22 protein-coding genes are annotated in these 26,598 nt (G+C 64.7%); 9 read left to right on the forward strand and 13 right to left on the reverse strand.

Translation table 11 applies throughout. The annotated features are described in order from the left end of the window. Positions 1-62: 62 nt before the first annotated feature. Positions 63-1,520 (forward strand): aldehyde dehydrogenase family protein, encoded by a 1,458-nt coding sequence (locus tag LDZ23_RS29195; protein ID WP_008346399.1) that lies wholly within the window; start codon positions 63-65, stop codon positions 1,518-1,520. Here LDZ23_RS29195 and LDZ23_RS29200 read toward each other — a convergent pair. Together LDZ23_RS29200 and yghU are read right to left on the reverse strand one after the other, a co-directional pair. Next, the gene (locus tag LDZ23_RS29200; RefSeq protein WP_033536010.1) at positions 1,481-2,776 is read right to left on the reverse strand and encodes a glycosyltransferase family 87 protein; all 1,296 of its coding nucleotides are present in this window, start codon (positions 2,774-2,776) and stop codon (positions 1,481-1,483) included. The genes LDZ23_RS29195 and LDZ23_RS29200 overlap by 40 nt on opposite strands. 279 nt (positions 2,777-3,055) lie before the next feature. Continuing rightward, positions 3,056-3,931: a glutathione-dependent disulfide-bond oxidoreductase gene (yghU, locus tag LDZ23_RS29205; protein ID WP_008346404.1), complete on the reverse strand. Its 876-nt coding sequence runs from the start codon at positions 3,929-3,931 to the stop codon at positions 3,056-3,058. Between the two features lie 108 nt (positions 3,932-4,039). Here yghU and LDZ23_RS29210 point away from each other — a divergent pair, with 108 nt between their 5' ends. Both LDZ23_RS29210 and LDZ23_RS29215 read left to right on the forward strand, forming a co-directional pair. Further along, a complete protein-coding gene (locus LDZ23_RS29210; protein WP_008346406.1) occupies positions 4,040-4,651 on the forward strand; it encodes a TetR/AcrR family transcriptional regulator in 612 nt (203 codons plus the stop codon). Between the two features lie 141 nt (positions 4,652-4,792). Next, positions 4,793-5,179, forward strand: a complete 387-nt coding sequence (locus LDZ23_RS29215; RefSeq protein ID WP_008346408.1) for a VOC family protein — start codon at positions 4,793-4,795, stop codon at positions 5,177-5,179. A gap of 18 nt (positions 5,180-5,197) precedes the next feature. On the opposite strand, the gene LDZ23_RS29220 is transcribed toward LDZ23_RS29215, so the two are convergent. Continuing rightward, positions 5,198-6,001 (reverse strand): family 1 encapsulin nanocompartment shell protein, encoded by an 804-nt coding sequence (locus LDZ23_RS29220; protein WP_244808285.1) that lies wholly within the window; start codon positions 5,999-6,001, stop codon positions 5,198-5,200. Beyond that, positions 5,994-7,037: a Dyp-type peroxidase gene (locus LDZ23_RS29225; RefSeq protein ID WP_033536009.1), complete on the reverse strand. Its 1,044-nt coding sequence runs from the start codon at positions 7,035-7,037 to the stop codon at positions 5,994-5,996. Before LDZ23_RS29225 ends, LDZ23_RS29220 begins: the two co-directional genes overlap by 8 nt. 169 nt (positions 7,038-7,206) lie before the next feature. On the opposite strand from LDZ23_RS29225, the gene LDZ23_RS29230 reads away from it, so the two are divergent. Then, positions 7,207-7,923, forward strand: coding sequence for a haloacid dehalogenase type II (locus LDZ23_RS29230; protein WP_008346414.1), 717 nt, complete (start codon positions 7,207-7,209; stop codon positions 7,921-7,923). Here the strand turns inward: LDZ23_RS29230 and LDZ23_RS29235 are convergent. Continuing rightward, positions 7,920-8,537, reverse strand: coding sequence for an NUDIX hydrolase (locus tag LDZ23_RS29235; protein WP_193788591.1), 618 nt, complete (start codon positions 8,535-8,537; stop codon positions 7,920-7,922). The genes LDZ23_RS29230 and LDZ23_RS29235 overlap by 4 nt on opposite strands. A gap of 372 nt (positions 8,538-8,909) precedes the next feature. Between LDZ23_RS29235 and LDZ23_RS29240 the strand changes: the two genes are divergently transcribed. The 3 genes from LDZ23_RS29240 (at position 8,910) to LDZ23_RS29250 (ending at position 11,392) form a co-directional block, all read left to right on the forward strand. After that, entirely contained in the window at positions 8,910-9,545 is a 636-nt protein-coding gene (locus LDZ23_RS29240) for a TetR/AcrR family transcriptional regulator (protein ID WP_008346417.1), read from the forward strand. Between the two features lie 197 nt (positions 9,546-9,742). Then, entirely contained in the window at positions 9,743-11,161 is a 1,419-nt protein-coding gene (gene aspA / locus LDZ23_RS29245) for an aspartate ammonia-lyase (RefSeq protein ID WP_033536040.1), read from the forward strand. A 66-nt stretch (positions 11,162-11,227) separates the two neighbouring features. Then, positions 11,228-11,392 carry a hypothetical protein gene (locus tag LDZ23_RS29250; protein ID WP_008346421.1) on the forward strand — a complete coding sequence of 55 codons (165 nt, stop codon included), beginning with the start codon at positions 11,228-11,230 and terminating at the stop codon, positions 11,390-11,392. Positions 11,393-11,446: 54 nt separating this feature from the next. Here the strand turns inward: LDZ23_RS29250 and LDZ23_RS29255 are convergent, their stop codons facing one another. After that, the gene (locus LDZ23_RS29255; protein ID WP_008346423.1) at positions 11,447-12,643 is read right to left on the reverse strand and encodes a T6SS phospholipase effector Tle1-like catalytic domain-containing protein; all 1,197 of its coding nucleotides are present in this window, start codon (positions 12,641-12,643) and stop codon (positions 11,447-11,449) included. 195 nt (positions 12,644-12,838) lie between these two features. Here LDZ23_RS29255 and LDZ23_RS29260 point away from each other — a divergent pair, with 195 nt between their 5' ends. Beyond that, a complete protein-coding gene (locus tag LDZ23_RS29260; protein ID WP_008346425.1) occupies positions 12,839-13,753 on the forward strand; it encodes a LysR family transcriptional regulator in 915 nt (304 codons plus the stop codon). 3 nt (positions 13,754-13,756) lie between these two features. Here the strand turns inward: LDZ23_RS29260 and LDZ23_RS29265 are convergent, their stop codons facing one another. Further along, positions 13,757-14,509, reverse strand: coding sequence for a hypothetical protein (locus tag LDZ23_RS29265; RefSeq protein WP_008346426.1), 753 nt, complete (start codon positions 14,507-14,509; stop codon positions 13,757-13,759). Between the two features lie 153 nt (positions 14,510-14,662). Between LDZ23_RS29265 and LDZ23_RS29270 the strand changes: the two genes are divergently transcribed. Next, positions 14,663-16,438, forward strand: a complete 1,776-nt coding sequence (locus tag LDZ23_RS29270; protein ID WP_034470142.1) for an ATP-binding response regulator — start codon at positions 14,663-14,665, stop codon at positions 16,436-16,438. 14 nt (positions 16,439-16,452) lie between these two features. On the opposite strand, the gene LDZ23_RS29275 is transcribed toward LDZ23_RS29270, so the two are convergent. From LDZ23_RS29275 to LDZ23_RS29300, 6 genes are read right to left on the reverse strand one after another with little or no spacing between them, the layout of a single operon-like run. Then, entirely contained in the window at positions 16,453-17,160 is a 708-nt protein-coding gene (locus LDZ23_RS29275; protein ID WP_008346429.1) for a response regulator transcription factor, read from the reverse strand. A 21-nt stretch (positions 17,161-17,181) separates the two neighbouring features. Next, the gene (locus tag LDZ23_RS29280) at positions 17,182-19,008 is read right to left on the reverse strand and encodes an MltA domain-containing protein (RefSeq protein ID WP_008346431.1); all 1,827 of its coding nucleotides are present in this window, start codon (positions 19,006-19,008) and stop codon (positions 17,182-17,184) included. A 49-nt stretch (positions 19,009-19,057) separates the two neighbouring features. Then, positions 19,058-20,881 (reverse strand): serine/threonine protein kinase, encoded by a 1,824-nt coding sequence (locus tag LDZ23_RS29285; RefSeq protein WP_008346433.1) that lies wholly within the window; start codon positions 20,879-20,881, stop codon positions 19,058-19,060. Continuing rightward, positions 20,878-21,639: a type VI secretion system-associated protein TagF gene (tagF, locus tag LDZ23_RS29290; protein ID WP_008346435.1), complete on the reverse strand. Its 762-nt coding sequence runs from the start codon at positions 21,637-21,639 to the stop codon at positions 20,878-20,880. Before tagF ends, LDZ23_RS29285 begins: the two co-directional genes overlap by 4 nt. Further along, a complete protein-coding gene (tssM, locus tag LDZ23_RS29295; RefSeq protein WP_244808286.1) occupies positions 21,636-25,265 on the reverse strand; it encodes a type VI secretion system membrane subunit TssM in 3,630 nt (1,209 codons plus the stop codon). The genes tagF and tssM overlap by 4 nt, the downstream gene beginning before the upstream one ends. A 1-nt stretch (position 25,266) precedes the next feature. Then, the gene (locus tag LDZ23_RS29300; protein ID WP_008346439.1) at positions 25,267-26,583 is read right to left on the reverse strand and encodes a DotU family type VI secretion system protein; all 1,317 of its coding nucleotides are present in this window, start codon (positions 26,581-26,583) and stop codon (positions 25,267-25,269) included. Positions 26,584-26,598 lie beyond the last annotated feature (15 nt).

The following is a 26,598-nucleotide window of genomic DNA, read 5'->3' on the forward strand; positions in this document are numbered from 1 at the left end:
TCTAGTCGAATCAATGCAAACGCCTTATCTTTTGCTCAATACATCGACCGAGCGAATTCATCATGCATGACATCGACCAGATTTATATCGGCGGCGCGTTTGTCACGCCGCACGGCAACGAGCTTTTCGAACTCTTCAATCCCGCGACAGAAAAAGTTATCGGCCGCGTGCGCCTCGCAGACAAGGACGATGCGCGCAATGCAATTGCGGCGGCGAAACGCGCATTTCCCGCATTCTCGCGGACGGACAAGCGCGAACGTATCGACATGCTGAAGCGCATGCACGCCGCCGTCATCGCGAAAGAGGATGAGCTTTTCGAGGCCATCGTCGAAGAATACGGCGCACCGGTTTCGCGCGGCCGCTGGATGGCGCGACATGCGAGCAACGTGCTGCTCGAAGCGGCGAAGGTGCTCGAAGACTATGCGTTCGTGCGTGACGCGGGTACGGCAAAAGTAATGATGCAACCGCTCGGCGTTGCCGGGCTGATCACGCCGTGGAATAGCGACGCCGGCTTTATCTGCGGCAAGCTGGCGGCGGCGCTCGCGGCGGGTTGCACGGCGGTCATCAAACCGAGCGAAATGAGCGCGATGCAAACGCGCGTCGTCACCGAAGCGCTGCATGAGGCGGGACTTCCGGCAGGCGTGTTCAACATCGTCACGGGCCGAGGCGATATTGTGGGCGCGGAGATCAGCGCGCATCCCGATGTCGCGAAGCTGTCGTTCACGGGATCGACGGTCGTCGGCAAGACGATCCTGCGCACAGCCGCCGATACGCTCAAGCGCGTGACGCTCGAACTCGGCGGCAAGTCGCCGACGATCGTGCTCGACGATGCGAACTTCGACGAAGCCGTGCCGCTCGCGCTCGATGCGGGCTTCATGAACAGCGGTCAGGCATGCATCGCGGGCACGCGCATTCTGGTGCCGCGTGCGCGGCTCGCGGAGTTCGAAGAGAAAATCGTGAGCGCCATCGAGAAGACTCGCTCGGGCGATCCGCGCGATCCGCATACGAGCATCGGCCCGATGGTGAGCCGCAAGCAATGGGAGCGCGTGCAGCGTTATATCCGTATTGGCATCGATGAGGGCGCGCGACTGATCGCGGGTGGCGAGGGGCGTCCGGATCACGTCGGCGCCGGCTGGTTCGTGCGTCCGACGCTCTTCAGCGACGTGACCAACGACATGACCATTGCCCGAGAGGAAATCTTCGGGCCGGTGCTGTCGATCATCGCGTACGGCGATATCGAAGATGCCATCGCGATCGCCAACGATACGCCTTATGGTTTGCAGGCGTACATCGCTTCATCGGACGCCGCGCGCGCGAACGCGGTGGCGTCGCGCATCGACGCGGGGCGCGTGCTCGTCAACACGCTCGCGCATGAACCTGCTGCCCCGTTCGGCGGATTCAAGCAATCGGGCATCGGACGCGAATACGGCACGTTCGGCATCGAAGCGTTCCTCGAACCGAAGGCACTGCTGGGCGTCCGTCAAGCCCGCGACTCGAGGCCGCCCGATTCCGCGTGCTGATTGCGCCGCACCGCTGTGGCAGGCCCGAAATAACGCGCGATGCAGAGCGCGTAGGTGATCAGCGCCGAGATCGTGTACATCGCGGATCGCTCCATGAAGAACAGCAAGAGCACGGCAATCGCGAGAAGCAGCATCTCGATGCGAAGCGAGATCGCGGACAGTTGCAGATCGCGGCGCTCGATTGCCGTGCCGAGCAGAATCACGAGCGGAATCAGCGCGACGACCATGTGGATCGGCTCGAGGATCGGCGCGGCAAGCAGCATCGTCATGCATGCGAGCGCGTAGTCCATGCGTTTGTCGCGGCTGCGGAAGAAGACGAGGTAACACGCGAACACGCAGATGATCGCGGCGAAGATCGTCGATGTCGCGTGAAGCGTCGCTTCGGATGCGGGCGTGCCGAGCTTTTCGGATATGGTCTGCAATGCGCCGCGCACCGAACTGTTGCCGGGCAAGCCACCCGCACCGAGGATGTACGTCTGCGCTCGCCCGATCTCGACGGTCAGATATTCCCAGATCACGCGAAAGCCGAGCTTGCTCGCGGTGAAGAGCGTGATCGCGATGGCGCAGACGCCCGTCGAGATTACCGTGCGCCATTCGCGTCGCAAGAGAAGCAAGCCGACGATGGCGAGCGGTGTCACCTTGAAGACGACGGCGAACGCGAGAAAGACTCCCGCGAGCCAGCGATTGCCGCGCTCGATCAAGAAGAACGACGTCACGAGAAGAAAGAAAAGAAGCTGGTTCGATTGCGCGAGATAGGCGTCATGCAGAACCGGAAAGCTCAGCATGGTCACGCCGATGAGCAGCGCGGTCACGCGCCTGTCTTCGCCGCGATAGGCCATCTTCGCGAGAAGCACTGCGCCGATGATGGACAGCACGACCGACATCGCGACCCAGGCGAGCTTCGCGGTGAACGACGGCAATAACGCGAACGGCGCAAAGATCAGCGCGAATTGCGGCGGATAACAATAGATCAGGATATCGTCGAGATTGGCGCCGAGCGTCGTCAGATAGGCGACGAGCCGCTCGTTGTTATAGATGAGCGACGGATCGTGCGGCGAATTCAGCACGCTGCTGAAGGCGTAATAGTAGAAATTGAAATCGCTGAAGGCCTTCGGATGATCGGCCGAATAACTCAGCGTGTAGTGATAGATGATGACCATACGAATCGCGAGAAAACCCGCCGCGACCAGCATGAGCAAAGCCGCGATGATCCGGACGTTATCCGCAGATCTGGCGCCAACCCGAGCGTTCAACATGGACGTTCTCCCGTGTGCCGGCTATCACGTTGTAAGGACGCTGTAATGAATCCTTTGGGATTGATCCACTATTCGTCGCATGAAATCGGGCGAGAGAACCGTTAGCGGATCGTATGGCCTACGAATCGTGACAGCATCACAGGGGCCGCGTCAATCTGGTATTTGCGCAGTGCAATGAAGAAACTGCTTTTTGAAAAATGGATGACGCTCGTGCGTTTTTATGCATGCCGCGTGTTGAACAAAAATATCAGATTCTTATCGTCACGCGGCTCGCAGTCGTCACTTCTCCGCGGCGATCTTGTCCTGAGTGCGCGTATCGAAATCGGATCCGTCATGGCGCTCATGCAACTGGCTCGACGGCTCGCCGAAAGTACGGTTCACCATGCGGCCGCGTTTAACGGCCGGACGTACGCCGATCAATTCGGCCCAGCGGCGCACATGCTTGTATTCATGCACGGAAAGGAACTCGGCGGCGTTGTATAGCCAGCCGTTCACGAGACCGCCGTACCACGGAAAGATCGCGATATCCGCAATGGTGTATTCGTCGCCGGCGATATAAGTGCTCTGCGCGAGACGCTTGTCGAGCACGTCGAGTTGACGCTTCACTTCCATGGCGAAGCGATCGATCGGATATTCCATCTTGCTCGGCGCATAAGCATAGAAGTGCCCGAATCCACCGCCCAGATAGGGCGCGCTTCCCATCTGCCAAAAAAGCCACGACAAGCACTCGGCGCGCTTTGCCGGTTCCGTCGGCACGAACGCGCCGAATTTCTCGGCGAGATAAAGCAGGATCGCGCCGGATTCGAAAACGCGCACAGGCGTTGCGCCGCTGCGATCCACGAGCGCCGGAATCTTCGAATTCGGATTGATATCGACGAAGCCGCTGCCGAACTGATCGCCATCGCCGATGCGAATGAGCCACGCATCGTATTCCGCATCGCGATGACCAAGCGCCAGCAACTCTTCGAGCATCACGGTGACTTTCACGCCGTTGGGCGTGGCGAGCGAATAGAGCTGTAACGGATGACGGCCAACGGGCAACGCCTTTTCATGTGTCGGACCGGAGACCGGCCGATTGATATTGGCGAATTGTCCGCCGCTTTCCTTGGTCCAGGTCCATACGGCCGGCGGCACATATTCGTTCGATGCGCTCATGCTTCAAGCTCCTTTGCAATATGAATTCGGACGAGGTTATCAGGTCGTCCGAAAACATGCTTGACCGGGCTTTGTACAATCGGCTCCGCAATCCACGAGAGGAAACGAATGAGCCAGCGTCCATCGCACAAACCGTATCGCCCGCGAAAAGCGCCCGCGCAATCGCGCTCCGAAGCCACGGTGGCATCCATCGTCGAAGCAGCGGCGCAAGTGCTCGAAAGCGAGGGCTTCGAAGGATTCAACACGAACGCGGTCGCGCGTCGCGCGGGCGTCAGCATCGGTTCGCTCTATCAATACTTTCCGGGCAAGGATGCGCTCATCGTCGCGCTGATTCGTCGTGAAAGCGCGCGCTTTTATGAGGATGCATCGGTCGCGCTCACCAAACGTAGCGGCAAGGCGGCGCTCGAATATCTGATCGGCGCGTCCGTGCGTCAGCAACTACAGCGTCCGATGCTCGCGCGTCTGCTCGATATCGCGGAAGGACGGCCGGCATTGCGCGGCGAAGTGGCGAAAGGGGAAATGGACGCGCTGGTCGAGACGATCGTCGGTCGTGCCGCACCACGTCATCCGAATCCGGAAGTGGCGGCGGCCGATCTGCTCGCCATCGTCAAAGGCATGGTCGATGCCGCGGGCGAACGCGGCGAGCGCGATCTCGACGACCTCGAACGCCGCGTTCGGGCCGCTGTTTTCGGCTATCTGTCGAGAAGCGGCGGCGCGTAAATGCGAGCAATGGAAGCGACGCGACGGTGCAAGCCGCATCGCTGCGGGCTTTCGGCGGCTGTTCGCAATGCGAGTAGTCGAATGTGAGCTTTTGCTTATATTCTGAAGTCTCTATCAACCCAGTAGAGACCGAGCCAAGACATGAAGCTCAATCACCTCAGTTTCCCTTCCGCCGACACACCCGCGACCGCTCGATTCTTCGAGCAGTATCTCGGCTTCACGATATCCGGAACGTGGGACCAGTCGTACATACTCAAGCGTCCCGGTTTCGATGTCGTGATCGATCACGCGCGCGACGATGCACCGGAATGGCCGCGCGCGTTTCATGTCGGCTTCGAATTGCCGAGCCTCGATGATGTGCGCGATCTATACGAACGCTTCAAGTCGGAAGGCGTGGAGATGGAGACGGACATCTTCAACAACGGGCGCGGCTCGCGCTTCTTCTGCCGCGCCCCGGGCGGCGTGATGTTCGAAATGAATACGCGCTCCGATGCCGCGCCCGAGTATCAGGGCACATTCGACAACTGAAGCGATCGCGACGAAACGCTATTCGCCCGCCGCGATGGACACGGACGCTTCGCTCGTCAGCATCAGGAACGTGAGCGTTTCGCGCAGATAGAGCTGCACGGTCGTGTCGGTATGACTCGTATAGCCGATCGACAAGTCCTGGCCGAGATGCAGCTCGTAATCGCCGCCACGCGTCGAGAGCACACAGCCGCCCTGAAGCGCGGGCGCCCACACGAGATCGCCGCTCACGATGCGCTTGATGTGCTGAATGACCGGATAGCCCTGATCGCTCGCTTCGGCGAGCGCGGTATAAGCATCCGCGCCGAGCAGCACGGAATAGGGTCCGTCGACGCCGGCAAGGCGCAGCTTCTCGAGCGCCTGACTGATCGCGGCGGGATAATCGGCGACGTCCGCGGGGAGATACGTCGGCGCATTGGAGCTGCCCTCGCGGATGCCGGTGATGCCGGCGGCCGCGAAGCCGTCGAAGATCGCGCTGTCTTCCGCGAGCGCCAGTTCGTTCGCGGCGGTCTTCGCGGGTTGCCAGTCGCCATCGTTGGAGCCGCGTTCGACGCTGTCGATCGCTTCGCGCTGCAACGTGAACGGCACGGTGAGTTGCACGAGTTGCTTCACGTCGTATAACTTCGCCGCGACGCCTTGCTTCGGTGAAGCGATGTTCGTCTGATGCCCCGTACCGATGCCCGATAGCGCCGTGCCGCCGGGACTCTTCACGTCGACGACGCGGCGGCCCGCGAGCGCGCGCTTGAACGTGCGCGCGACGTCGGCTTCGATCTGCGACCATGCGGCGCCGGAGATCGGCGCGAGCTCTCGATGCAAGTTATTCATCTTGTGAAGTTCCTTTGAGTGAGCCGATGTTCAATGTTCCTGCGCGGCTATCTTCAGGCGCGTTATCGCTGGCGGAAGAAGTCGCGGCATCCGGGTTGCGGTCGGGAAGTTCGTCGAGCAGATCGTTGGACGGCACGAAGAACAGGCCGCCCGTCACCGCGCGGCTGTAATCGAGCAGGCGGTCGTAATTGCCCGGCGGCCTGCCGACGAACATGTTCTCGAGCATCTGTTCGATCGGCGCGGGCGTGCGCGCATAGCCGATGAAATACGTGCCGAACTCCTTCGCTCCCGGACGTCCGAACGCCATGTTATGCCGAAGGATCTTCACTTCCTTGCCGTTCTCTTCGATCGTCGTGAGCGAGCTATGCGAGCACGACGGCTTGATCGAATCGTCCAGTTCGACATCGGATAACTTTTCACGTCCGATGATCAGTTCCTGTTGCTCGACGGTGAGGCCATTCCACGCATCCAGGTTATGCAGATACTTCTGCACGATCACATAACTGCCGCCGGCGAAATCGGGATCTTCTTCATCGATGATCGTGTAATGCGCGGCGCTCTTTCCTGTCGGGTTCTCGGTACCATCGACGAAGCCCACCATGTCGCGCAGATCGAAGTAGCGAAAGCCATGCACTTCATCGACGACCGTCACTGCATCGCCGAGCTTGTTGAGCATCTGCGCGGCGAGCTCGAAACAAAGGTCCATGTGATCCGCGCGGATATGCATGAGGATGTCGCCGGGCGTCGCGATCGCGCGGCGCTCGCCCGAGCCGAACTCGCGAAACGGATGCAGCGACGCGGGGCGCGGCGCGCCGAAGAGCATGTCCCACGCATCGGCGCTGAAGCCGCATACGCAGGACAAATTCGCGGTCGGCGCGCGCGTGCCGACCGCGCGGACCAGCGCCGCGATGTCGCCGCACCATGAGCGCACGACATCGGCCTTGCCTTCGCCGCGCGCCACGGTGGCGACGATGAAGATCGCGCTTCGGGAAATAGGATCACAGACGGCTTGTGGTTCGGGTGTGTTGTTTGGCATCTGAAAATACAACCTGAAGTTTCATCGGATCATAAGCTGGCGTATCACTGCTGCGAACCGACGATACACCAAGTTCATGTGATCAATACCCGAAATCGCACGGTTATGTAACATCACGGAGCGCCAAACTTCGTGATCCAATCATCTTCATCGACCGACAGGAGCGACTGTGAAACTGACTGACTTCGATACGCTGACCTTCGACTGCTACGGCACGCTGATCGACTGGGAAACCGGTATCTTCGAAGCGCTGCGTCCGCTGCTGGATCGCGTTCAGCCCGCGCTGACTCGCGATCAGGTGCTCGAGGCCCATGCGCGTCACGAGTCGTCGCAACAGAAGTACACGCCGGGCAAGCGCTATCAGGAGTTACTGGCTATCGTGTACAAGCGGCTCGCGGAAGAGTGGGGCGTTTCTTTCACTCAGGAAGATTGCATGGTCTATGGCCGCTCGATTCGCGACTGGCCCGCATTCCCCGATTCCGCCGATGCCCTTCGATATCTGAAGCAGCATTACAAGCTCGTGATTCTGTCGAATGTCGACAATGAGAGCTTTGCCCATAGCAATGCAAGGCTACAGGTGGAGTTCGACGCAATCATTACGGCGGAAGATATCGGATCTTATAAGCCTTCGCCGCGCAATTTCGAATACATGCTGGAAAAGCTGGGCGAGCGCGGAATCCGCAAGGAAAAGATCCTGCATACGGCCGAAAGCCTTTTCCACGATCACAAGCCTGCGAATGGTTTTGGCCTTGCATCGTGCTGGATTTATCGCCGTCATTCGCAGCCCGGCTTCGGCGCGACGATGGACCCGGGCGTTCAGCCGAAGATCGACTTCCGCTTCAACAGCATGGCCGATCTGGTCGAAGCCCATCAGAATTCGCTTTAGTCGAAGTCGACTTCGCCGCCGCGTCGCAGCGCGTCCAGACGCCGGATCTGCGCGGGCATGATGCGGCCCAGCGACAGCGGCGGAAGGTCGTCGAGACTGAAGAACTCGACGGCATCGGTTTCCACGCCGATCACATTGCCGGTTCCCACGATCTCGCCGAGAAAGACGAGCTTCCAGATGTGAAAGACCGACGGCGGATGCGGGTGCTTCGCCGTATCCCACGCGGCCAGCAGCCGCACGATGTCGACCGTATAGCCGCTTTCCTCACGCACTTCCTTCGCGGCATTCTCCGCAGGCGACAGGCCGACATCCGCCCAGCCGCCGGGAAGCGACCACAATCCATCGGCTGCTTCGCGCACGAGCAGGATGTACCCGGACTCGTTGAACACGGCGCATCTGACGTCGAGCTTCGGGTTCGCATAACCCGACTCGAATGCGAAAAGCTCCGCCACTTCGCCCGCTTTCATCGATGCGATCTCGGCAAGCTGTTCATGCGCGATCGTCGCTATTTCTTCGTAGCGTTCCTTGTCGAATGCGCCGTTCGTATAGTGCAGTCCCGTTTGTGCGAGGGCCAACAGGCGTCGCGCTTGTTCGAGTCGTCGATTCGAGGACATGTTCATTCCTGCGTTTCCATGTATGACTGTGTGGTCGTGAGCAGCGGGTGCTCTAAGGTTCGAAAGAGCGGTGAGTTTTGCTTGCGCCTCGTCGCAAAATCGATGCATGCGACGCTTTACCGCAAGCATCTTGCGCCGGACCGTTTTCTGCATTGCGGCGCAGGGAGGCGGCCGCCTGCCGCGGCGAGAGTCAAGCTGGACTGACGGTTTCCTATGGTTTCTCATCGATTCGACGATATCGCTAGCGTTTCATTTTTTCGTCGTCAAGGCGGCAAGATTACTTATACTCGGATCTATGCTCTGGCCCATTACGGTCGGCATAATGTCATCTATCAAAATGACAATCGTAATTCGATCCGTAGCCGCAAAGATATGAGCGAACAACGAACAAAACGAGACCCCGAGGGGACGCGGCGGCGCATTCTGGAGGCCGCCACGGAGCAATTCACGAAGTTCGGCCTCGCGGGCGCGAGAGTCGACGCCATCGCCACGGCCGCGGGCACGAACGAGCGCATGCTCTACTACTACTTCGCGAGCAAGGAAGGGCTCTACGTCGCCGTGCTCGAAGCGATGTACATGCAGTTTTCGCAACGCGAGCAAGGCCTCAATCTGTCCGGCCTGCAACCAGCGGAAGCGGTCCGCGAACTGGCTCATTCGATCTGGACGCATCTTCGGGAAAACCCTCAGTGGCTGAGTCTCATCAACAACGAGAATCTGCACGAAGGCCGTTATCTGGAGCGTTCGAGCCATTTGCGCGAGACCATTTCGCCAGTGGTCGATCTGCTGCGCGCGACGCTCGAACGTGGCGCCGCCGCCGGACACTTTCGTCAGGGCGTCGATCCGCTCGATTTTTACGTGACGCTCGTCGGCATGGGCTATTACATCGTGTCGAACCGCTTCACCATCGACATGTTCACCGGCCGCAATTACGCCGAGCCCGAACGTCAGCACGCGATCGCGGAGATGCATCTCGACATGTTGCTCACCTACCTGCGTCCAACCAACTGACCAACGCGGGTCTGGACGTCATGCAAAAGTTGCATAGCCGTATGCGACAGTAGCATTCACGTTTTTTCTGCCTTCCCTAAGATTCCAACCTGACACAAGAAAGCGGCGCATCGACTTCGATGCGCCTGCCATTCCCGAGCGCGCGCGCCGGTTATGACCGATCGTTCGTGCGTCATCCCAAGTCAGGACGGAAATTCATGCTCGCGCCCATCGAACGTATCGAACACGATCTGCTCGGCGATCTCGCCGTGCCCGCCAACGCGTACTACGGCGTGCACACGCTGCGCGCGCTGCAGAACTTTCCGATCACCGGCATCGCCATTTCCGCTTACCCGAATCTCGTCGATGCACTGGCGAGCGTGAAGGAGGCGGCCGCGCTCGCCAACCACGAACTCGGCGTGCTGAGCGAAGTGAAAATGCAGGCCATCGTGCACGCATGCAGGCAAGTGCGCTCGGGCACGGCGCACGAGCATTTCGTCGTCGATGTGATTCAGGGCGGCGCGGGCACGTCGACGAACATGAACGCGAACGAAGTCATCGCCAATCTCGCGCTCGAACATCTCGGGCATCGACGCGGCGAATACGGCGTGTTGCACCCGAACGAGGACGTGAACCTCGGCCAGAGCACCAACGACGTCTATCCGACCGCACTGAAGATCGCCACGTACGCGGGCATCATGCAACTGATCGAAGCGATGGGCGTGCTGCGCGCATCGTTCGAACGCAAGGCGCTCGAGTTCCGCGACGATCTGAAAATGGGCCGCACGCAGCTTCAGGACGCGGTGCCGATGACGCTCGGCCAGGAGTTCAGCACCTTCGCCGTGATGCTCGGCGAGGACGAAGCGCGCTTGAAGGAAGCGGCGAAACTGATCTGCGAAATCAATCTCGGCGCCACCGCGATCGGCACGGGCATCAACACGCATCCGCGCTACGCGCAGCTCGCGTGCAGGCATTTGAGCGACGTGACCGGCATCGCGCTGACGACATCGCCGAATCTCGTCGAAGCGACGCAGGATGTCGGCGCATTCGTGCAGCTTTCCGGTGTGCTGAAGCGCGTCGCGGTCAAGCTCTCGAAGACCTGCAACGATCTTCGTCTGCTGTCGAGCGGACCGCGCGCGGGACTCGGCGAAATCAACCTGCCGCCGGTGCAGGCCGGGTCGAGCATCATGCCGGGCAAGGTGAATCCGGTGATTCCGGAAGTTGTCAATCAGATCGCGTTCGAAGTCATCGGCAACGATGTGACCGTGAGCTTCGCCGCCGAGGCGGGCCAGCTTCAGCTCAATGCGTTCGAGCCGATCATCGCGCACAGTCTCTTCAAGAGCATCGCGCATTTGCGCGCGGGATGCCTCACGCTCGCGTCGAAATGCGTCGACGGCATCAGCGCGAATCGCGACCGCTTGCGCGCGATCCTCGAAAGCTCGATGGGCATCGTGACGGCGCTCAATCCGTATATCGGCTACACGCATTCGACGGAAGTCGCGAAGGAAGCGCTCGTGTCCGGCAAGAGCGTGGCGCAGATCGTCATCGAAAAAGGGCTGTTGAGCCCGTTGCAACTCGACGAAATCCTGCAGCCCGCGATGCTGACGCAGCCGCGCGGCATCGCGTCGGCGGCTTGAGAAGCCGTTTCGCGCCAGCCGGAGTAGACTGTTTTGGCGGTGTGCCTGCCGCGAAAGGAGGTTGCGATGAGATTCGCCGATATGTTCAAGCGCCCGAAACGCGGCGCGACGGCTGCTCCCGGGGACGCGGAGCCTCACCACGAGGAACACGCGAAATCGGTGCAGAAAGAGGCGCGCAAGCTGTGGGACGTCATTGGCCGAAATCGCCATAAGAGCGCGAAGTGGCACTAGCGAAGTGGCGTAGGAAGCGGGCCCGGGAACGAAAGTCCCGGGCCCGCAACGTTTTCAGGTCGTGATCCAGTTGGTGTGCGCCGGGAAGAGCGTGCCGAGCACGGCGGGCGAGTACGTGTTGGGAACCGGCACCGGCTTGCCCGCCACCATCACGAGGCCCAAACGCTGCGCGACCGACACATGCGCGCCAATGTCCTGCGGAAACGCGAACGGGCCGCGCGGCCCGAATGGACGCAGCGAGAAGGGCGGCTCCGTCCACGGCGAATGCGACTTGCCGAGAAAATCCGGCTGCAGGGACCAGGGCGGCGTCTTCAGACGCATGCCGATGGCCGGATCGGCGAGGCGCTTCAGCATCCATTCGCAGGCGATATCCGAAAGCCCCGATTCGGCATTCGGATAACCGCCGCCGACATCCGCGTGAGCGCCCGCGAACAGCACCTGCGTGATGCCCTCGCGTGAATCCCACAGCGTCGGCGTGAAATCGCCGCGCTGCTCGTCGAGACTGATCGCGTGAATGCCGAACTTGACCTTCGGGCTGAGCGCGGTATCGGCGAAGCGGAACAGATCGACCGTCGAATCCTTGCTGTCGAGATAAATCGGAATGCCGAGCGCGCCGACCGTATCCCAGACGCCGATGGCGCGAATTTCATCGACGGGCAGCGTGTCATCCGGCTGCAGTCTCGCTAACGCGAGCTTCGGATCGAAATTGACGATCTTTTCGAGCAGCCCCCGCAGTCCGCCCGCGTTGCGCGCCGGCGGTCTCGCCTCGCGATACTTGCGCCACGCGAGTATGCCCATGCGATACGCGAGCGCCTTGTCGTTCACGTCGTAACGGCTCGTGTCGAGCACGCCGACGCTCGCGATCATTCCGCCGAGCGCGCGCGCCGTGTACGCGCCGCGGCTGAAGCCCATCAGGATGATGCGGTCGCCCGGCCGGTAGTGACGCGATATGAACGTATAGCCCCGCACGATGCGCGCGATGATGCCATCGCCGAATGCGCCGCCCACGAGTTTCGCGATGACGTTGCGCGAATCGCCGACGCCATGCAGATATTTCGCGACCTGTCCGTCCGGCCCCGGTTCGGCGATTTCCTGTTCGGAGGCGAGCAGCGTGGACGCGGGGTCCGGTTCGCCGGACAGCAGCATGAACGCCTTGAATACGTTCGTGGGATCCGGCGTGCCGTCGTTGTCGTGATCGGTGTCGGGACCGTTCCAGGTTCCATCCGCGCAGAAAATGATGTTCTTGCTCATGATGCACCTTCCTTTCCATCGTGACGCCGCAAGCACTCGCTCAGTATGTCTTAGTGTCTCGGCGATCGATCGGCAAGCCGCACGTCTTCTGCGAACGACGCTTTGGCCGAAAGAGCCTAACCGAGATCGAATGGCGGCTTTACTTTTGCAAAAGGACGGGTTTATAAAGGAGCCATCCTTGAAAAAAACTCAATTATGAAAGTCACGCTCGACGAGCTTCAGACCTTCGCGACGGTCGTCGATACAGGCTCCATCACGGCGGCTGCGGAGCAACTGGATCAGACGGTTTCGGGCGCGAGCCGCACGCTCGGCCGCCTCGAAGAGAAACTGCAGACGACGCTCCTGCGCAGGACCACGCGCCGCCTCGAACTGACGGAAGAGGGCAGGAGCTTCCTGCAGCATGCGCGCGAGATCATCGACGCGGTGGAGAGCGCCGAAGAGCAGGTCGCCGCGCGCCGCGACCGGCCGTCGGGCCTCTTGCGCGTCGATGCCGCGACGCCCTTCATGCTGCATGTCATCGTGCCGCTCGTCGCGGGTTATCGCGAGCGCTATCCGCATGTGGAGCTGGAGCTGAACAGCAACGAAGGCGTGATCGATCTGCTGGAACGCCGCACCGATGTCGCGATCCGCATCGGCAAGCTGAAGGATTCGACGCTGCATAGCCGTCCGATCGGCAGCAGCCGCATTCGCGTGCTGGCGACGCCGCATTATCTGGAAACGCACGGGCATCCGAAGCGCGTCGACGAGCTCGCCAATCACGCGCTGCTCGGCTTCACGCAGCCGGAATCGCTCAACGTCTGGCCGCTCGCGGGGCGCGATGACGAGCCGTATCGCATCAAGCCGAGCATCGCTTCGTCGAGCGGCGAGACGCTGCGGCATCTCGCGCTGGAGAGTGCGGGCATCGTGTGCCTGTCGGACTTCATGACGCTGCGCGACCGGCGCGAAGGGCGGCTCGTGCAGATTCTCGCGCGTCATACGCAGGAAGTGCGGCAGCCGATCAGCGCCGTCTACTATCGCAACACGGCGATCTCCGCGCGCATCGCTTCGTTCGTCGACTATCTCGCGCAAGCCGTGAAGACCACGGAGTTCGCGCTGACCGGCAATCGCTGACACTCAGCCCGCCGACTCGACCGCGAGCAGATTGAGCACGAGCAGAATCGCGGCCTGATTGTCGGCGCTGATCGCGATGCCGAGCGTGCCGCCGATCCATCTGCCGATCTTCGTCGCGGCGAAATCCGCGCTTTGCGCCGACTTCTTGAGCGTCACGCCGAGCCTCACGGCCCGATAGTGGTACGAAGGGATGTGATGCCGCGTCGCGAGCGCGAACAGGCCGCCTTTGTCCTCCGAGCACCATCCGAGCGTGCCCGCGAGAACCAGTTGCTCGTACCGGTCCAGGCCGTCGATGAACGCGCGCGCGAGACGCCGCACGCGCGCTTCGTCGAGGCCGTACTGCATCAGCACCGAGGCGACAGGATCGTCGGGCGCGTGCGCGTGCTCGTCTATCTGCGCGGCGACGCCGTCGAGTTCCATCGACACATCGCGCTGATTGCTCGCGCTGCGCAGACAATCGATCAGAAAGCGCCTGAAATACGTGCATACGGCGTAGCCGCTCGACGGCGCGCTGTGCTCGCTCGCGTGCGATTCGCCGTGGCCCGGTTCGAGCCGCAGCACTTTCGCGTAGATGAACTGCGCGACGAGTTCTTCCTTGTCCTCCTTGAGCGATTGCAGCTCGGGCGGATGATAGCCGCGCAACGCGCCTTTCACGAGGTTGTAGATCGAAACCATTTCGTCCTGCGACAGATGCGTGCGCCGGCGCCAAAGGTCGGTGAGCATCGAGGGCGCACCCGTCTCCTGGACGGGATTCATTGTCAAGGTCTCCACGTTGTCAATCCCCTCAAAACGGTGGCAACGTGATGAGTATGGTTTTCTCCTATTAAACGACCAATATGAAGTTAGTCATATCCGTCGACTAGAACTTTCGGGTAAACCGGGCGGATCAACGCAGCAAGGGGATGACAGATGCAAGGCGATCGTGAGCACGGCGAGACCGACGAGGACGTCGCCAGTGCGCTCTACGCGGCGGACCCCGCATCCTTCATCGCGCATTGCTGCGCGATCGCGCTCTTCTATCCGGCATTGCTGTCACGCCCGCACGCCGGATGGCTCGTCTTCGGCTGCGTGCTCTTCCACGCGGGCGCGAATGGTCTCGCGATCGGTCTTTGGGCCTGGCGGCGTCACGATCCGCTTCGTTTCGGCGCGCGTCGATGGATCGGCCTGCATGCGCTGCGAAACGTGCTGCTTCACGCGGCGCCGGGCATCGCGATCTGTTTCGCGTTCCAGAACGAATCCGCCGGATCGGTCGCCGCGCAGGCCGTTCTGCTCGTCACGCTGGCCGCGCTTGCCTACGGTTCGAACGGATTGAGCGTGCGCAACCTGTCGGGCGCGGTGCTGACGCTGCTTCTGCCCGTCACGATTGCGAGCCTGATGCAGCCCGCCGATGGCCGTTTCGGATTGGGCGTCGTGCTTGCCGTGTTCGTCGTCGCGATCCATCTTTTCGGCTCGCAGTATCGGCGTCTTTTTCGCGGCATCGTGAAGGCGCGCGTCGAGCAGGAGCGGCTCGCGCAAACCATCGCGCTGCAGAAAAGCGTGATCGAGGAAGCGAGCCTTGCGAAGACGCGTTTTTTCGCGGCCGCCAGTCACGATCTGCGCCAGCCGCTTCACGCGATCGGCCTGCTCGCGCAGGCACTCACCGACGGCCGCGCGAGCGCGCAGGAGCGCGATGACTCCGCGCAGCACATCATCGCCAACGTCGACGCGCTGAATCAGCTCTTCAATCAGGTGCTCGACCTCGCACGCATCGAAAGCGGCGTCACGCAGGTGATTCCGCAGCATTTCCTGATGTCGGAGCTGCTCGCGCGCATCGAGCGGCAGTTCCGGCCCGCCGCCGCCGCGAAGGGGCTGGCGTTGCGCATCGCGCCGACGTCGAGCGTCGCCTTCACCGATCCGGTGCTGCTCGAACGCGTGATCGGCAATCTCGTGTCGAACGCCGTGCGCTACACCGAGCGCGGCTCGATATGGATCGGCGTGCGTCACGGCGGCGATCCGGAGCAAGGTCATATCGAAGTGCGCGATTCGGGCATCGGCATCGCGCCCGACGAACACGCGCTCGTCTTCGAGGACTTCTATCAGGCGCCGCTCGCGCATCACGGCGCGCGCGAAGGACACGGCCTCGGTCTCGCGACGGTGCGCCGTCTGACGCGGCTGCTCGGCGGCGAGCCGACGCTGCGCTCGGAGCCGGGACGCGGCACGACGATCCGCGTGCCCGTGCGCTTCGGCGATGCGAATCTCGTTACGTCGAGTCTGTGCGCGCCGCTGCCGGTCATCGGATGCATCGAAGGACGCCATGTGCTGTGCGTCGACGACGATCCCGCGAATCTCGATGCGCTCAGCGCCTTGCTCACGCGCTGGGGATGCAGCGTGCGCGGCTGTCGCGACGAGCTGGCGGCGGTGCGCGCCATTTCCGAGGGCTTCGTGCCGGACGTGCTGCTGTGCGATTACCAGATCGACCGCCACGAGACCGGCGCGGAAGTGCTTCAGGCCGTGCGCGAGGCGTTGCGGCGGCGCGGCCACGGCGAGCCGGCGAGCGTGGTGATTACGGGCGACATGGCGTCGCCCGGCCTCGCGGCGCTCGTCGCCGCCGGTTTGCCGGTCCTGCACAAGCCCGTTACGCCGACGCGCCTGCGCCGCACGCTCGACATGCTGCTTCAGCCGCGCGGACAGGACGAAGCGGCCTGAGCGCGGCGCGCCGCTCAGAGCGTGCGCCCGCCTTGCAGCCAGCCGTTGATGAGCGCGATCGCCGAAGAACGGTTGTGCACGCCGAGCGCACGAAAAATCACGGAGAGATGAACCTTGACCGTGCCTTCGGCGACCTGCAATTCGCGCGCGATCATCTTGTTCGTGCAGCCGCGATGCACGAGCCGCATGATTTCGCGCTGACGCGGCGACAGGTTTTCCATCAGATGCAGATGATGCGGCGCGAGCGCGGGCGCCGCCGTGTTCGTCATCGGGCGCGGACGTTCGGCGGCGCTCTGGCGCGCGAGCCGCGACGGCGACGGATCGATCAGGCTCAGCGCCTCGATCGGCACATACGCGCCGCCGGACAGCACGAGCTCGATCGCCTTGACCATCACGTTGGCGGGCTCGCGCTTGGGCACGAAGCCGAGCGCGCCCGCGGCGAGCACCGCGCGCATCTCGTCGACGGATTCTTCCGCCGACAGCACCACGAGCGGCAGCGCCGGATTCGCCTTCAGCAGCGCCGAGAGCGACGCCGCGCTTTCCATGCCCGACATGTGCAGATCGACGATCGCGAGATCGTGATTCGCTTCCGGACGCGCGGCGGCGGCGAGCGTCTCCCAGTTGTCGGCTTCGTCGAACTGCGCGTCCGGATCGATGCCGCGCAAAAGCGCCTTGACGGCCTGGCGGATCAGTTCGTGGTCATCGGCGACGAGAAACCTCATGCGCTTCCCCGATAGGTTCCGTCATTGCGTATCGTCGACGCACAGGTCGGGATCGCTGACGACGCAATCCGCGCTCGGCATCGCGGGCCCGCCGCGCACGCGCACGCCGGTCTCCTTCGCGGAGATGCGCAAGCCCTTCGGCAGGAGCACCCACATTTGCGTCGGCTGCTTCATGCGGCTCGCCTGCTGCTGGGCCTGCGGTCCGGTGCCGAAGAAATAATCGGCGCGCACGGCCCCGCGAATCGCGCCGCCCGCGTCCTGCGCCATGAGCAGGCGCGTGATGGATGCGCCCGCCGGCCCGCCTTCGCTCGCGTTGACGAAGACGGGCGCGCCGAGCGGCGTCGTGCGCGGATCGATCGCGGCCGAGCGCCCGGCGGAAAGCGGCACGCCCAATGCGCCGATGGGTCCGGCGGGCGAATCGGGGATCGTGCGGAAAAAGACGTAGCTCGGGTCCGATGCCGCGAAGGCATAGCCGATCGGCGCGCTCTTCGCGAGCGATGGCGTCGCGGTCTTGTCCGTGGCGCGGTCGGATGGCGCGTCCGGCGCGCTCACCCGCGCCGGACGCGCGGCGGGAACGGCGGCGCTCTTCGCGAGCGTGAAGCCGCGCAGAAGCGGCGATTGCGGCGGACCGTCGGCGTCGCCATGCACGGCGGGCGATGCGCCGTCCGCGTCCGCATCCTGAGCGCCGCGCAGGAGCGAGGACTGAGGCACATCGTCGGAAGCCGCGCCGCCGACATCGTTTTTTGCGTTCTGCGTGCTCACGCTGCCTTCTTCCAGATCGATCTCCACGCCGCGCACCAGAATCTTGCGACCCTTGCTTCCCGCGCTCGCGACGGGCGGATTGAACGCGAAGCCGTTCTGTTCCGCATAGGCGAGACGGATGACGCTCTTGCCGTCGGGCAGCACGATCTTTCCCGCGCCCTGTAATTGCATAGAGTAGAGCATCGCGGGGTCTTCCACATAGGCGAGCACGGGCGCGCGGCTCATGCCGCGCTCGATATCGGCGCGTGCGTAGTAGGGCACGATATCCGCGCCTTCGCGGCGCAGCCGCAGCTTCTTGTCGCGGATGTCCGGCACGCTGTCGCCGACGCGCAGCGTGTACGTCTTGCCGCTCATCGATACGGTCGACAGCGGAACGACGTTGCGTCCTTCGATGCGTGCCGGAACCGGCGTGCCGCGCGCGCCGGGCGGCAGGCGGCGGGCGTCGAGGAACAGCATGTCGGTCGGCACGCCGTAGACCGGATAGACATACGGCGCGCGGCGCTCGCGGCTGCCCTTCAGGATCGGCTCGTAATAGCCGGTCAGGACGCCGCGCGCGCTTCTGTCGACATTGAGGATCTGATAGACCGTGAAGTTGTCCTCGAAGAAGCGGCGCACCGCGGCGGCGTTGCGCGCATCCACGCCGCGAGAGGCCGCGCAGGGCGCCGCCCACGCCGGCTTGCCGCTCAGCACGCCGCAACTGCGCCGGAACGCGTCCCAGGATTCGGCGACGTTGTCGGTCGCCCAGCCGGGCACGCTCGCGAAGGCGACGGGCGTATAGAGTGCGTTCTTCGTCGCGAAAGGCGTGGCGTTCATGCCGACCGACGCCGACGGACTCGCCGGCGACGGATTCGCGATGCCCGGCTCCGCGCCTGTCGCGCTGACCATGCGCGCGTCGTCGCCTGGCGCGGAGGGCGGCGCGGCCTCATCGACGCGCACGGCGGGCGAGGGCGGCGCGCCCGCGCATCCGGCGAGCGTGGCCGCGGTCAACGCAAGGGCGGCGAAGGCGGCGAGCGGATGCGCCGTTCCGGATGAAGCGCCCGGCGCGATGCCCGGCTGCGCGGCGACGCCGCTCGTTCGTGATGCCATGGTGCCCTCGTCTCGCGGCCGAAGCGCTTCGCTTTCGATTCGAATTTCCCTATTTAGACGAACGGACGACATCGATTTTGAAGGTCGCCGCGCCATACGCGACGGGACACGACGGCGCGTTGCCGCCGCACGCCGGCACGCCCGCGAACGGCGATGCGCTGAGCGTCCGCTGCGCAGCCGCCGCGTTCTGCGCCTCGGGCGAGAGACTGGCGAAGACGGCGTCGTGCGCGAGACCGAGCGCCGGGAACTCGCGCGGCGCGGCGGAAACGATCGCGACGAAATGATTCGCGCCGACGGGCTCGCCCGCCTGCATCGGCCAGCTCGGACGCGGCAGCACGAGACGTTTCTTCCTGCCGATGCGATTGTCGCTATCGAGCGCGTTCGGAAACAGTTGCAGATATTGATTCGCCGGATCGACGACGAAAACATACACATAGCCGTCGCGATTGCTCGTGATCGCGAAGCGCAACAAGTCGCGGTCGACGACGGCGCGCGCGACGGGCACGTCCACCTTGACATCGAACGACGGATCGGCGAGCGAAACGATGCGCGCGAATTCGCCATCGGGCGTGAAAGGCGGCAGCGCGGCGGGCGGCGGAGGCGGCGGCGCTTCGGGCGCGACCTCCGGCGCAGGCGCCGAAGCCGGGACGACCGCCGAAGCAGCGACGCGCTCGGCCGAAGGCGCATGATGCGACGTGAAGCGCGGCACGAACCATCCGAGCGTCGCCGCCGCGCCGAGCAGACACGCGGCGCCGGCCGCCCAGCCGATACGCCTGCGCGCCGCGCTTTTCGCCGTGCGCGGCGCGGGCGCGTCGTCGAGCGAAATGCCGAGCTCGGCGGCGAACTGCCGGTCGGTCTGCGGCCGATGCGCGGGCGCAACCGCGAGCGCATGATCGATCGCCTTCAGGAATCGGTCGGAGTAACGGCCCGCCGCCAGTTTCGCGAGCGGCTGATAACTGTCCTTGACCACGCGCCCGACCGAAGGCGGCGGCGTTCGCCCGGTGATCGCGAAATACACGAGCGCGGCGAGCGCGTAGTGATCGGTCCACGGTCCTTGCCGCATCGACGGCACTTCGGCGTACTGTTCGATCGGCGCGTAGCCCGGCTTGAGAATCACCGTGAGCGCCTGCGTCATGTCGCCGATCACGCGCCGCGCCGCGCCGAAATCGAGCAGCACCGGCCGATGGCTTTCCTCCAGCAGGATGATGTTGTCCGGCGCGATATCGCGATGAAAACAGTCGGACGCGTGCAGCACGGCGAGCGCGTCGATGAGCGGCGTGAGCAGCGCGCGCAGCCAGGCTTCGTCGGGCGGCTTTTTCATCGCCCGGAGCGTTTCCTTGAGCGTCACGCCCTTGTAGTAGGGCATCGCCATGTAGGCGGTGCCGTTGGCCTCCCAGAAGCGGTACACCTTCACGAGCGACTGATGATCGAAGCGCGCGAGCAGCCGCGCCTCGTCGTTGATGAAGCTCTTGAGACCGGCGCGGAACATCGGCTGGTAGCGGCCGGACTTGACCTGAACCTGCGTCACGCCGACGCGCGAGGCGAGCGCCGCCGGCATGTATTCCTTCACCGCGACGTAGCGGTCGAGCGAAGTATCGAAGGCCAGATAGACGATGCCGAAGCCGCCCTCGCCGATGAGCCGCACGATCTCGAACTCGCCGAGCCGCGTGCCGGGCGGCAGGATGCTGTGCGCGGGCGGCGCGTCGGACGTCGATGAAGGCGCGCCCGCGCCCGCCACGTCGGATCGACGCACGCGCGCGCCGCTGACGATCACCGTCTTGTCGTCGCCCGCGTCGCCCGGATTGGTTTCGGTCTTGCCGGCGTTGCCGGTCGTGCCGCCGCCTTCTTCCGGTAGCCTGCCCGTCGCATTCATGATCCGCAGTCCCGCAGCAGGGTGATGAAAAGCGCCGTGTCGGGCAGGCCGTACGCCGGCCAGATCGTGATCGGGCGCGGCGCGCGATCGTCGCGATCGTCGCGATCGTCGGGCTCGTCGGAAGCGGGCGCCGTCTGCGCGGCGGTCCACAGGCTCATCCCTTGGATCTCGGTTTGCCAGAGCGGCGCGAGCGTGCGCGCGAGTGAATCGGGCAGCGTCGCGGCCGATTGCGCGATCCACGGTTCGTCGAGCATGGCGGCGCGCGTGCCGGCGTTCGCCGGCTGCGGCACCGGCAGCGCGGCGAGCTGTTCGTCGAGCCGCTCGATGCTGTGATCGAAATCGAGCGCGGCGAGCGCGACATGTTCGATCGCCGAAAGCCATTGCCAGAGCGCGGCGACTTCGCCGCCCGTCGATGGCGCCGCCTGCAGCGACGCCGCGATCGTCAACGGAAAATGCCGCCCGACGCGGTCCACCGACGCCATCACCACGCCCGTCCAGCATGCGCCGAGCGCCGGCGCGATGGCGCCGGGCATCGCGAAAAAGCGCCACACCGGGCACGTCAGATAGATCGAGAGCCACGCGTCGCCGAGCGCGAGCTGCGTTTCGCCGACGCGCTCGGCGAGCCATGCGTCCCACGGCGCGACGAACGCGTCCGACAGCCGCCGCGCCGCGAAATCGCCGAGCGACGGCAGCTTGCCGTACCAGCCTGCGATCGCCGCGCCGTCGTCCGCGAGCGTGCCGCCGAGCGCGTCGTTCATAGCCGCTCCGGACAGGAGAACTTGCGCAGATCGGCGAGCCGGAACGGATTCTCCACGCTGTTCGCCGTCACTTCGAAGCGCGTCTTGCGCCCTTCGACATCGAACGTGACGATGAAGCGCTCCGGCTGATCGGTCGGCTGCACGTCGAGCCGGTCGAACATGCGAAACAGCGCCCACGGCCCCTCGAACACCAGATTGCTCGCGCCGCTCGTCGGCGGCGGCGTGAGTTGCAGGCTCACGCGTCCCGAGCCGCGCGTGCCGGGCCACTGAATCGCGGTCGCGATCTGCGGGCCGTGCGCGTAGGTGAGCACTTGCCCGTCGACGTCGAGCGTGAAGGAGAGGATCGACGGGTCCATGTCGAGCGGCTTGAACTGCAGCGCGAGCGCGGGCGACTTGCCGCCGCCGCGGAAGAACACGCCGCGGATCGTCGCGGCGCGCTCGAACTGCGCCAGACCGGCCGGACTGATCTGCGACGCCGACGAATCCGACTTCTTGAACGCCCACGGCTTCGCGGAAACATCGACGTCGGGCGCGAGGTTCTTCTGGAAGAAATCGTCGAACTTGCCGCCCGGCGCGAACAGCGTGCCGAAGTCTTCAGGCAGCACGTCGCGCGCGGAATTCGGGCTGAACGGATAACGCCCGCCGACCGCGCGAACGCAGAACGCCGAGATCGACTCCTTCAAGTCCGCCGACAGATTCACGCGCCGCGCCTCCTGCGACTGCGCCGCGCCCTGGCTGCCGAGATCGAGCAGCGCGGTGCGGATCGGCTCGGGGATGCGCGCGGCCTGCGTGCGCAGCTTCGCCGGCGCGTCCGATGGCGGCGGCGCGGTCTTCTGCTGCAGGGCTTCGTCGGTGGCGCTGAGATACGTGTAGACATCGTTGATGACGGCGAGCGTCTGCGCGATCGGCGCGGGCTGCCCCGCGCCCGGGCTCGTCACGAGCGCGCGCAGGCCGGTGAACCGGTCATCGACGATGCTTTCCAGTTGAGCGCCCGGCGCGACCGGCGCGATCTGCGTCGGATCGGCCCCGCGAATCACCTTCAGCAGCTTTTCGCGCGCCGCGCCGAGCTTGTCGCCCGCGCGATCGACGACGGTCGTTTCGCTTTCGGGCTTCGCGCTGAGCGTCGTTTCGCGCGACGCCGCCTTCGCGAGCGCGGCGAGCGGCGAATCGGGCGCGGAGAGAATGCGCGCGATCTGCGTCGATTGCGACAGCGTGTCGGCGCGCACGATGCGGACATCGTTCAGGAACTCGGTCCAGATCCGCGCGTAATCCTGAAGATAGAGCAGCCGCACGTCCTCGGTGATGCGCTGCATCGCCGCCGGATCGCCGCGCGGCAGGCCGCCCTGATCGCGGATGCCGAGCACCCACGGCTCTTCGGCGGCGAGCTGGGCGGCGGTTTCATCGACGGCTTTCAGGAACGCCTTGTGATAGCCGTCGAACGAATAAAGCCCCGCCACGCCGCGCGTGAGCGGCGCGCCGCTCGAACGCGTGAACACGAGCGACGCGTTCGGCCCGCCCGCGTGCGCGATCGTGAACTCCGGATAATCCGCGCCGACGCCTTGCTGCTTCACGCGCCCGTACACGCGCTGCGCGAGCGTGTTGGCGGCCAGCATGGCGCGCAGATGCGCGACGAGACGCTCGTCGAACGGCAGATTCGGATGCACGAGGCCGCGCGCCAGCAACGCATCGAGATGCCCGGCGAGCGCCGCGCGCTCCTCGTTGCCGACCTCGCGCGGCAGCGAGCGGTCCCAGTCGGTGAGAATCCACGCCTTGAGCGCATCGGCATCCTGATGATCGGGCTGATTCAGCATCAGATACGCCTTGAGCGCTTCGTACGCGTAGCCGGGATTCGCGGGCGTCGCGCCGCGCGCCTGTTGCTCGATGCGCGCCGCGAGCTTCGGCAGGAACAGATCGGTCAGAAGGCGCTCGTACGCGAGCGTCGCGGCGGCGTCGAGTTTCGCGCCTTGCCAGAGGCCCCATTGCATCGCGATCGGCGGATGCGCGGCATCGACCTGAGGCGTCGATGCGAGGCCGCGCACCGCCGACAGCAACGGCAGCAGCGCGACGAGATTCGTGCCCGCCGCCGATGTCCCCGCCACGGCTTCCTTCGCCGCGCGCGCGGTGTGATCGACGTTCGCGACATAGCTGCGATTGCGCACATAGCTCGTGCCCCAGAGTCCGAGCACGCCAGCCGTTACGGCCGCGATGACCGCATACGCGCCGAGCCGCCACAGATGCCGCTTGCGCGCCCATTGCAGATTCGATCCGGCGAGTCCCTGTTCGGCGAACACGACCTGCGTCAGAAGCCGCTCCAGAAAGAAGCTGCGCCCGCTCGACGGACGCGGCGGCTGCACGCCCCGCTCGATGCCGAACGCGCGCGCGAGCGAGCCGAGCACGCGATCGATCGGCGTGCCTTCCTGCGTGCCGCTCGTGAAATAGACGCCGCGCAAAAGCGGTGCATCGTCGTGTTTCGACTGGACGAAGGTCGCGCGCAGCGCATCGGCGACGAGCGGCTTCAACGCGGCGAACTGCTGCGGAAAACTCATGATCGCGGCGCGTTGCGCGAGTCCGCTTTCCGCGTTCAGGCGCTCCGGCAGACGCGCGACGAGCCGGGCTTCGAGCGCGTCCAGCTCGGCATCGATCCGTTCGCCGAATGCGGCCTGCGTGAGCGTGCGTTTCGGCTCGTAGGCAAACGTGAAGCCGAACACCTGCGCGCGCTCTTCCTTCGACATATCCGCGAAAAACTCCGTGAAGCCCGCGAGCAGATCCGTCTTGGTGACGAGCACGTAGACCGGAAAGCGCGTGCCGAACGCCTGCATCAGTTCGCGCATGCGCGCGCGCAAGGTCGATGCGGTTTCGTCGGTGCTCGCGGGCGTCGCGGCGAGCAGATCGGGGACGGCGAGCGTCAGCAGCACGCCGTTGATCGGCTGGCGCGGGCGCGTCTTTTTCAGGAGCGCGAGGAAGCCTTGCCATGCGGTCTGGTCGGCGTCGCGGTCGCTTTCGTGGGTCGTGTAGCGCCCGGCCGTGTCGATGAGCACGGCGTCGTCGGTGAACCACCAGTCGCAATTGCGCGTGCCGCCGACGCCGCGAATCTTGTCGGTGCCGAAGCGCTCGGCGAGCGGAAAGCGCAGCCCCGAATGCACCAGCGCCGTGGTTTTGCCCGCGCCCGGCGCGCCGATGAACATGTACCACGGCAATTGATACAGATATTGCCGGCCGGAGAGCGTGACCCAGTCGCGCCAGCCGGGTTTTCTGCCGGACGCGGTAACGCGCGCCTCGCGCAGCACGGCGAGCGCTTCGTCGAAACGCTTGCCGAGCGTCGCGACTTCCGCTTCGCCGGCGCTCGGTGCGGCAGCCTCGCGGCGCGGACTTTCGCTCTGCGCGGCGAGTCCCGCCGACAGCGCCGCCTGCGTGCGCCGCGCGCGCCACGCGGCCCAGAGCCGCCGCAGCACGAAGAGCAGCACGACGCAGCCGATCGCGATGTAACGCGACATCGCCGATTCGAGCGGATAGCTGCGCGCGAACGACAGGAGCGGCCCGGCGATCCAGATCGCAGCCGCAACGAGCAGCAGCCCGACGATCAGCAGCAGCACCGGATGAAACAGGATCGAGAGGATTTTTTTCATGTCAGGACCCGGGCTTCGCGAACAGCGTCACTTCGACGCGCCGGTTGCGCGCGCGGCCGGCGGGCGAATCGTTCGGCGCGACGGGATCGGCGTCGCCCTTGCCTTCCGCTTTGAGACGCGAAGGCGCGATTGTCGCCGCGAGCAGGTCGCGCACGTTCGCCGCGCGTTCCTGCGACAGCTCCCAGTTCGAAGGAAAGCGCGCCGAGCGGATCGGCCGGTCGTCGGTGTGGCCCGTCACGAGCACGTTGCCGGGCACCGCCTTCAGCGCCGCCGCGATCCGTTCGATGAGCGGCCGCGTCTGCCCCGACACTTCGGCGCTGCCGGGTTTGAAGACGTTGTCGCCGTGCAGCGTGACGACTGAACGGTCGACGCGGTCATCGACGGCGACGAGGCCATCGCGGATTTCCTGCGCGAGGAATTCCGCGAGACGGGGTTTCGCCGCCTGCGTCACGACGAGAGGACGCTGCGCACCCGCGCGGATCGAGGCGAGCGTGCCGAACGCGGGATCGGAGAGGCGTCCGAGCTGGAAGCTCATCGCGAGCCACGCCAGCGCGAGCACGAGCAGCGCGAAGGCGCCGACGACCCAAACCGGCAGCACGTCGGTCGTGCGCCGCCGCGCCGTCGGCACGCCTTGCCAGTGCGGCGACAGCGCGCGCTCCGGTTCGCCGCGCTCCTTGCGGATCAGTTGATACAGCCGCGCGCGGATCGCGTCGAGCGTCTGCCGGCCTTGCGCCGCCACGCGGTAACGTCCCTCGAAGCCGAGCGCGAGCACCATGCTCGCCAGTTCCAGCAGATGCAGATGTTGCGCGGGCTTCTGCGCGAGCCGCGCGAGCAGTTGAAAGACCTTCTCGCCGCCCCACGCCTCGTTGTGAAACGTCACGAGCAGGCTTTGCCGCGCCCAGACGCCCGCGCCCCACGGCGTGCCCGACGCGGCTTCGTCGAGCATCGTGCAGACGATGTAGCGCGCCGCCGTCACCTGTTCCGCCGGGATGCCATTGGTGCGCGCCTCGTCCTCGAAGCGGCGCACGCCCGCGGCGAGCGCGTCGCGCAGCGCGGCGGGATCGGCGCACGCGCTCATCGTGCGGATGCGCGCGGCGAGCTGCAACAGCGGCGCGCACGCGGCGACCAGCGGATTCACCGCGCCGCCCGTCGCGAAGGCGGCGTCGAACGCGCGCTGCCCGGAGGCCGCCGCGCCGCTCGCCGAGAACGGTCCCTGCGTGCTTCCGCCGCCCGCGCGGCGCCGCCGCGCGCCGGGGTTGGGCTTGATCATCGTCTGATCGGATTCGAATCCGGCGAAGGGATCGTCGTCGTTCGTCATGTTCGTCGATGACCT

It is taken from the genome of Caballeronia zhejiangensis (assembly GCF_022879815.1).
Taxonomy (GTDB): domain Bacteria; phylum Pseudomonadota; class Gammaproteobacteria; order Burkholderiales; family Burkholderiaceae; genus Caballeronia; species Caballeronia zhejiangensis.

Excerpts from the sequence above, each read along its gene's own strand:
- aspA (WP_033536040.1), top strand. The coding sequence starts at position 9,743 with ATGCTCGCGCCCATCGAACGTATCGAACACGATCTGCTCGGCGATCTC.
- LDZ23_RS29220 (WP_244808285.1), bottom strand. The coding sequence starts at position 6,001 with ATGAATAACTTGCATCGAGAGCTCGCGCCGATCTCCGGCGCCGCATGG.
- LDZ23_RS29280 (WP_008346431.1), bottom strand. The coding sequence starts at position 19,008 with ATGGCATCACGAACGAGCGGCGTCGCCGCGCAGCCGGGCATCGCGCCG.
- LDZ23_RS29285 (WP_008346433.1), bottom strand. The coding sequence starts at position 20,881 with ATGAATGCGACGGGCAGGCTACCGGAAGAAGGCGGCGGCACGACCGGC.
- LDZ23_RS29250 (WP_008346421.1), top strand. The coding sequence starts at position 11,228 with ATGAGATTCGCCGATATGTTCAAGCGCCCGAAACGCGGCGCGACGGCT.
- LDZ23_RS29255 (WP_008346423.1), bottom strand. The coding sequence starts at position 12,643 with ATGAGCAAGAACATCATTTTCTGCGCGGATGGAACCTGGAACGGTCCC.
- LDZ23_RS29260 (WP_008346425.1), top strand. The coding sequence starts at position 12,839 with ATGAAAGTCACGCTCGACGAGCTTCAGACCTTCGCGACGGTCGTCGAT.
- LDZ23_RS29195 (WP_008346399.1), top strand. The coding sequence starts at position 63 with ATGCATGACATCGACCAGATTTATATCGGCGGCGCGTTTGTCACGCCG.
- LDZ23_RS29265 (WP_008346426.1), bottom strand. The coding sequence starts at position 14,509 with ATGAATCCCGTCCAGGAGACGGGTGCGCCCTCGATGCTCACCGACCTT.
- LDZ23_RS29225 (WP_033536009.1), bottom strand. The coding sequence starts at position 7,037 with ATGCCAAACAACACACCCGAACCACAAGCCGTCTGTGATCCTATTTCC.
- LDZ23_RS29275 (WP_008346429.1), bottom strand. The coding sequence starts at position 17,160 with ATGAGGTTTCTCGTCGCCGATGACCACGAACTGATCCGCCAGGCCGTC.
- LDZ23_RS29215 (WP_008346408.1), top strand. The coding sequence starts at position 4,793 with ATGAAGCTCAATCACCTCAGTTTCCCTTCCGCCGACACACCCGCGACC.
- LDZ23_RS29210 (WP_008346406.1), top strand. The coding sequence starts at position 4,040 with ATGAGCCAGCGTCCATCGCACAAACCGTATCGCCCGCGAAAAGCGCCC.
- LDZ23_RS29200 (WP_033536010.1), bottom strand. The coding sequence starts at position 2,776 with ATGTTGAACGCTCGGGTTGGCGCCAGATCTGCGGATAACGTCCGGATC.
- tagF (WP_008346435.1), bottom strand. The coding sequence starts at position 21,639 with ATGAACGACGCGCTCGGCGGCACGCTCGCGGACGACGGCGCGGCGATC.
- LDZ23_RS29240 (WP_008346417.1), top strand. The coding sequence starts at position 8,910 with ATGAGCGAACAACGAACAAAACGAGACCCCGAGGGGACGCGGCGGCGC.
- yghU (WP_008346404.1), bottom strand. The coding sequence starts at position 3,931 with ATGAGCGCATCGAACGAATATGTGCCGCCGGCCGTATGGACCTGGACC.
- LDZ23_RS29300 (WP_008346439.1), bottom strand. The coding sequence starts at position 26,583 with ATGACGAACGACGACGATCCCTTCGCCGGATTCGAATCCGATCAGACG.
- tssM (WP_244808286.1), bottom strand. The coding sequence starts at position 25,265 with ATGAAAAAAATCCTCTCGATCCTGTTTCATCCGGTGCTGCTGCTGATC.
- LDZ23_RS29235 (WP_193788591.1), bottom strand. The coding sequence starts at position 8,537 with ATGTCCTCGAATCGACGACTCGAACAAGCGCGACGCCTGTTGGCCCTC.
- LDZ23_RS29270 (WP_034470142.1), top strand. The coding sequence starts at position 14,663 with ATGCAAGGCGATCGTGAGCACGGCGAGACCGACGAGGACGTCGCCAGT.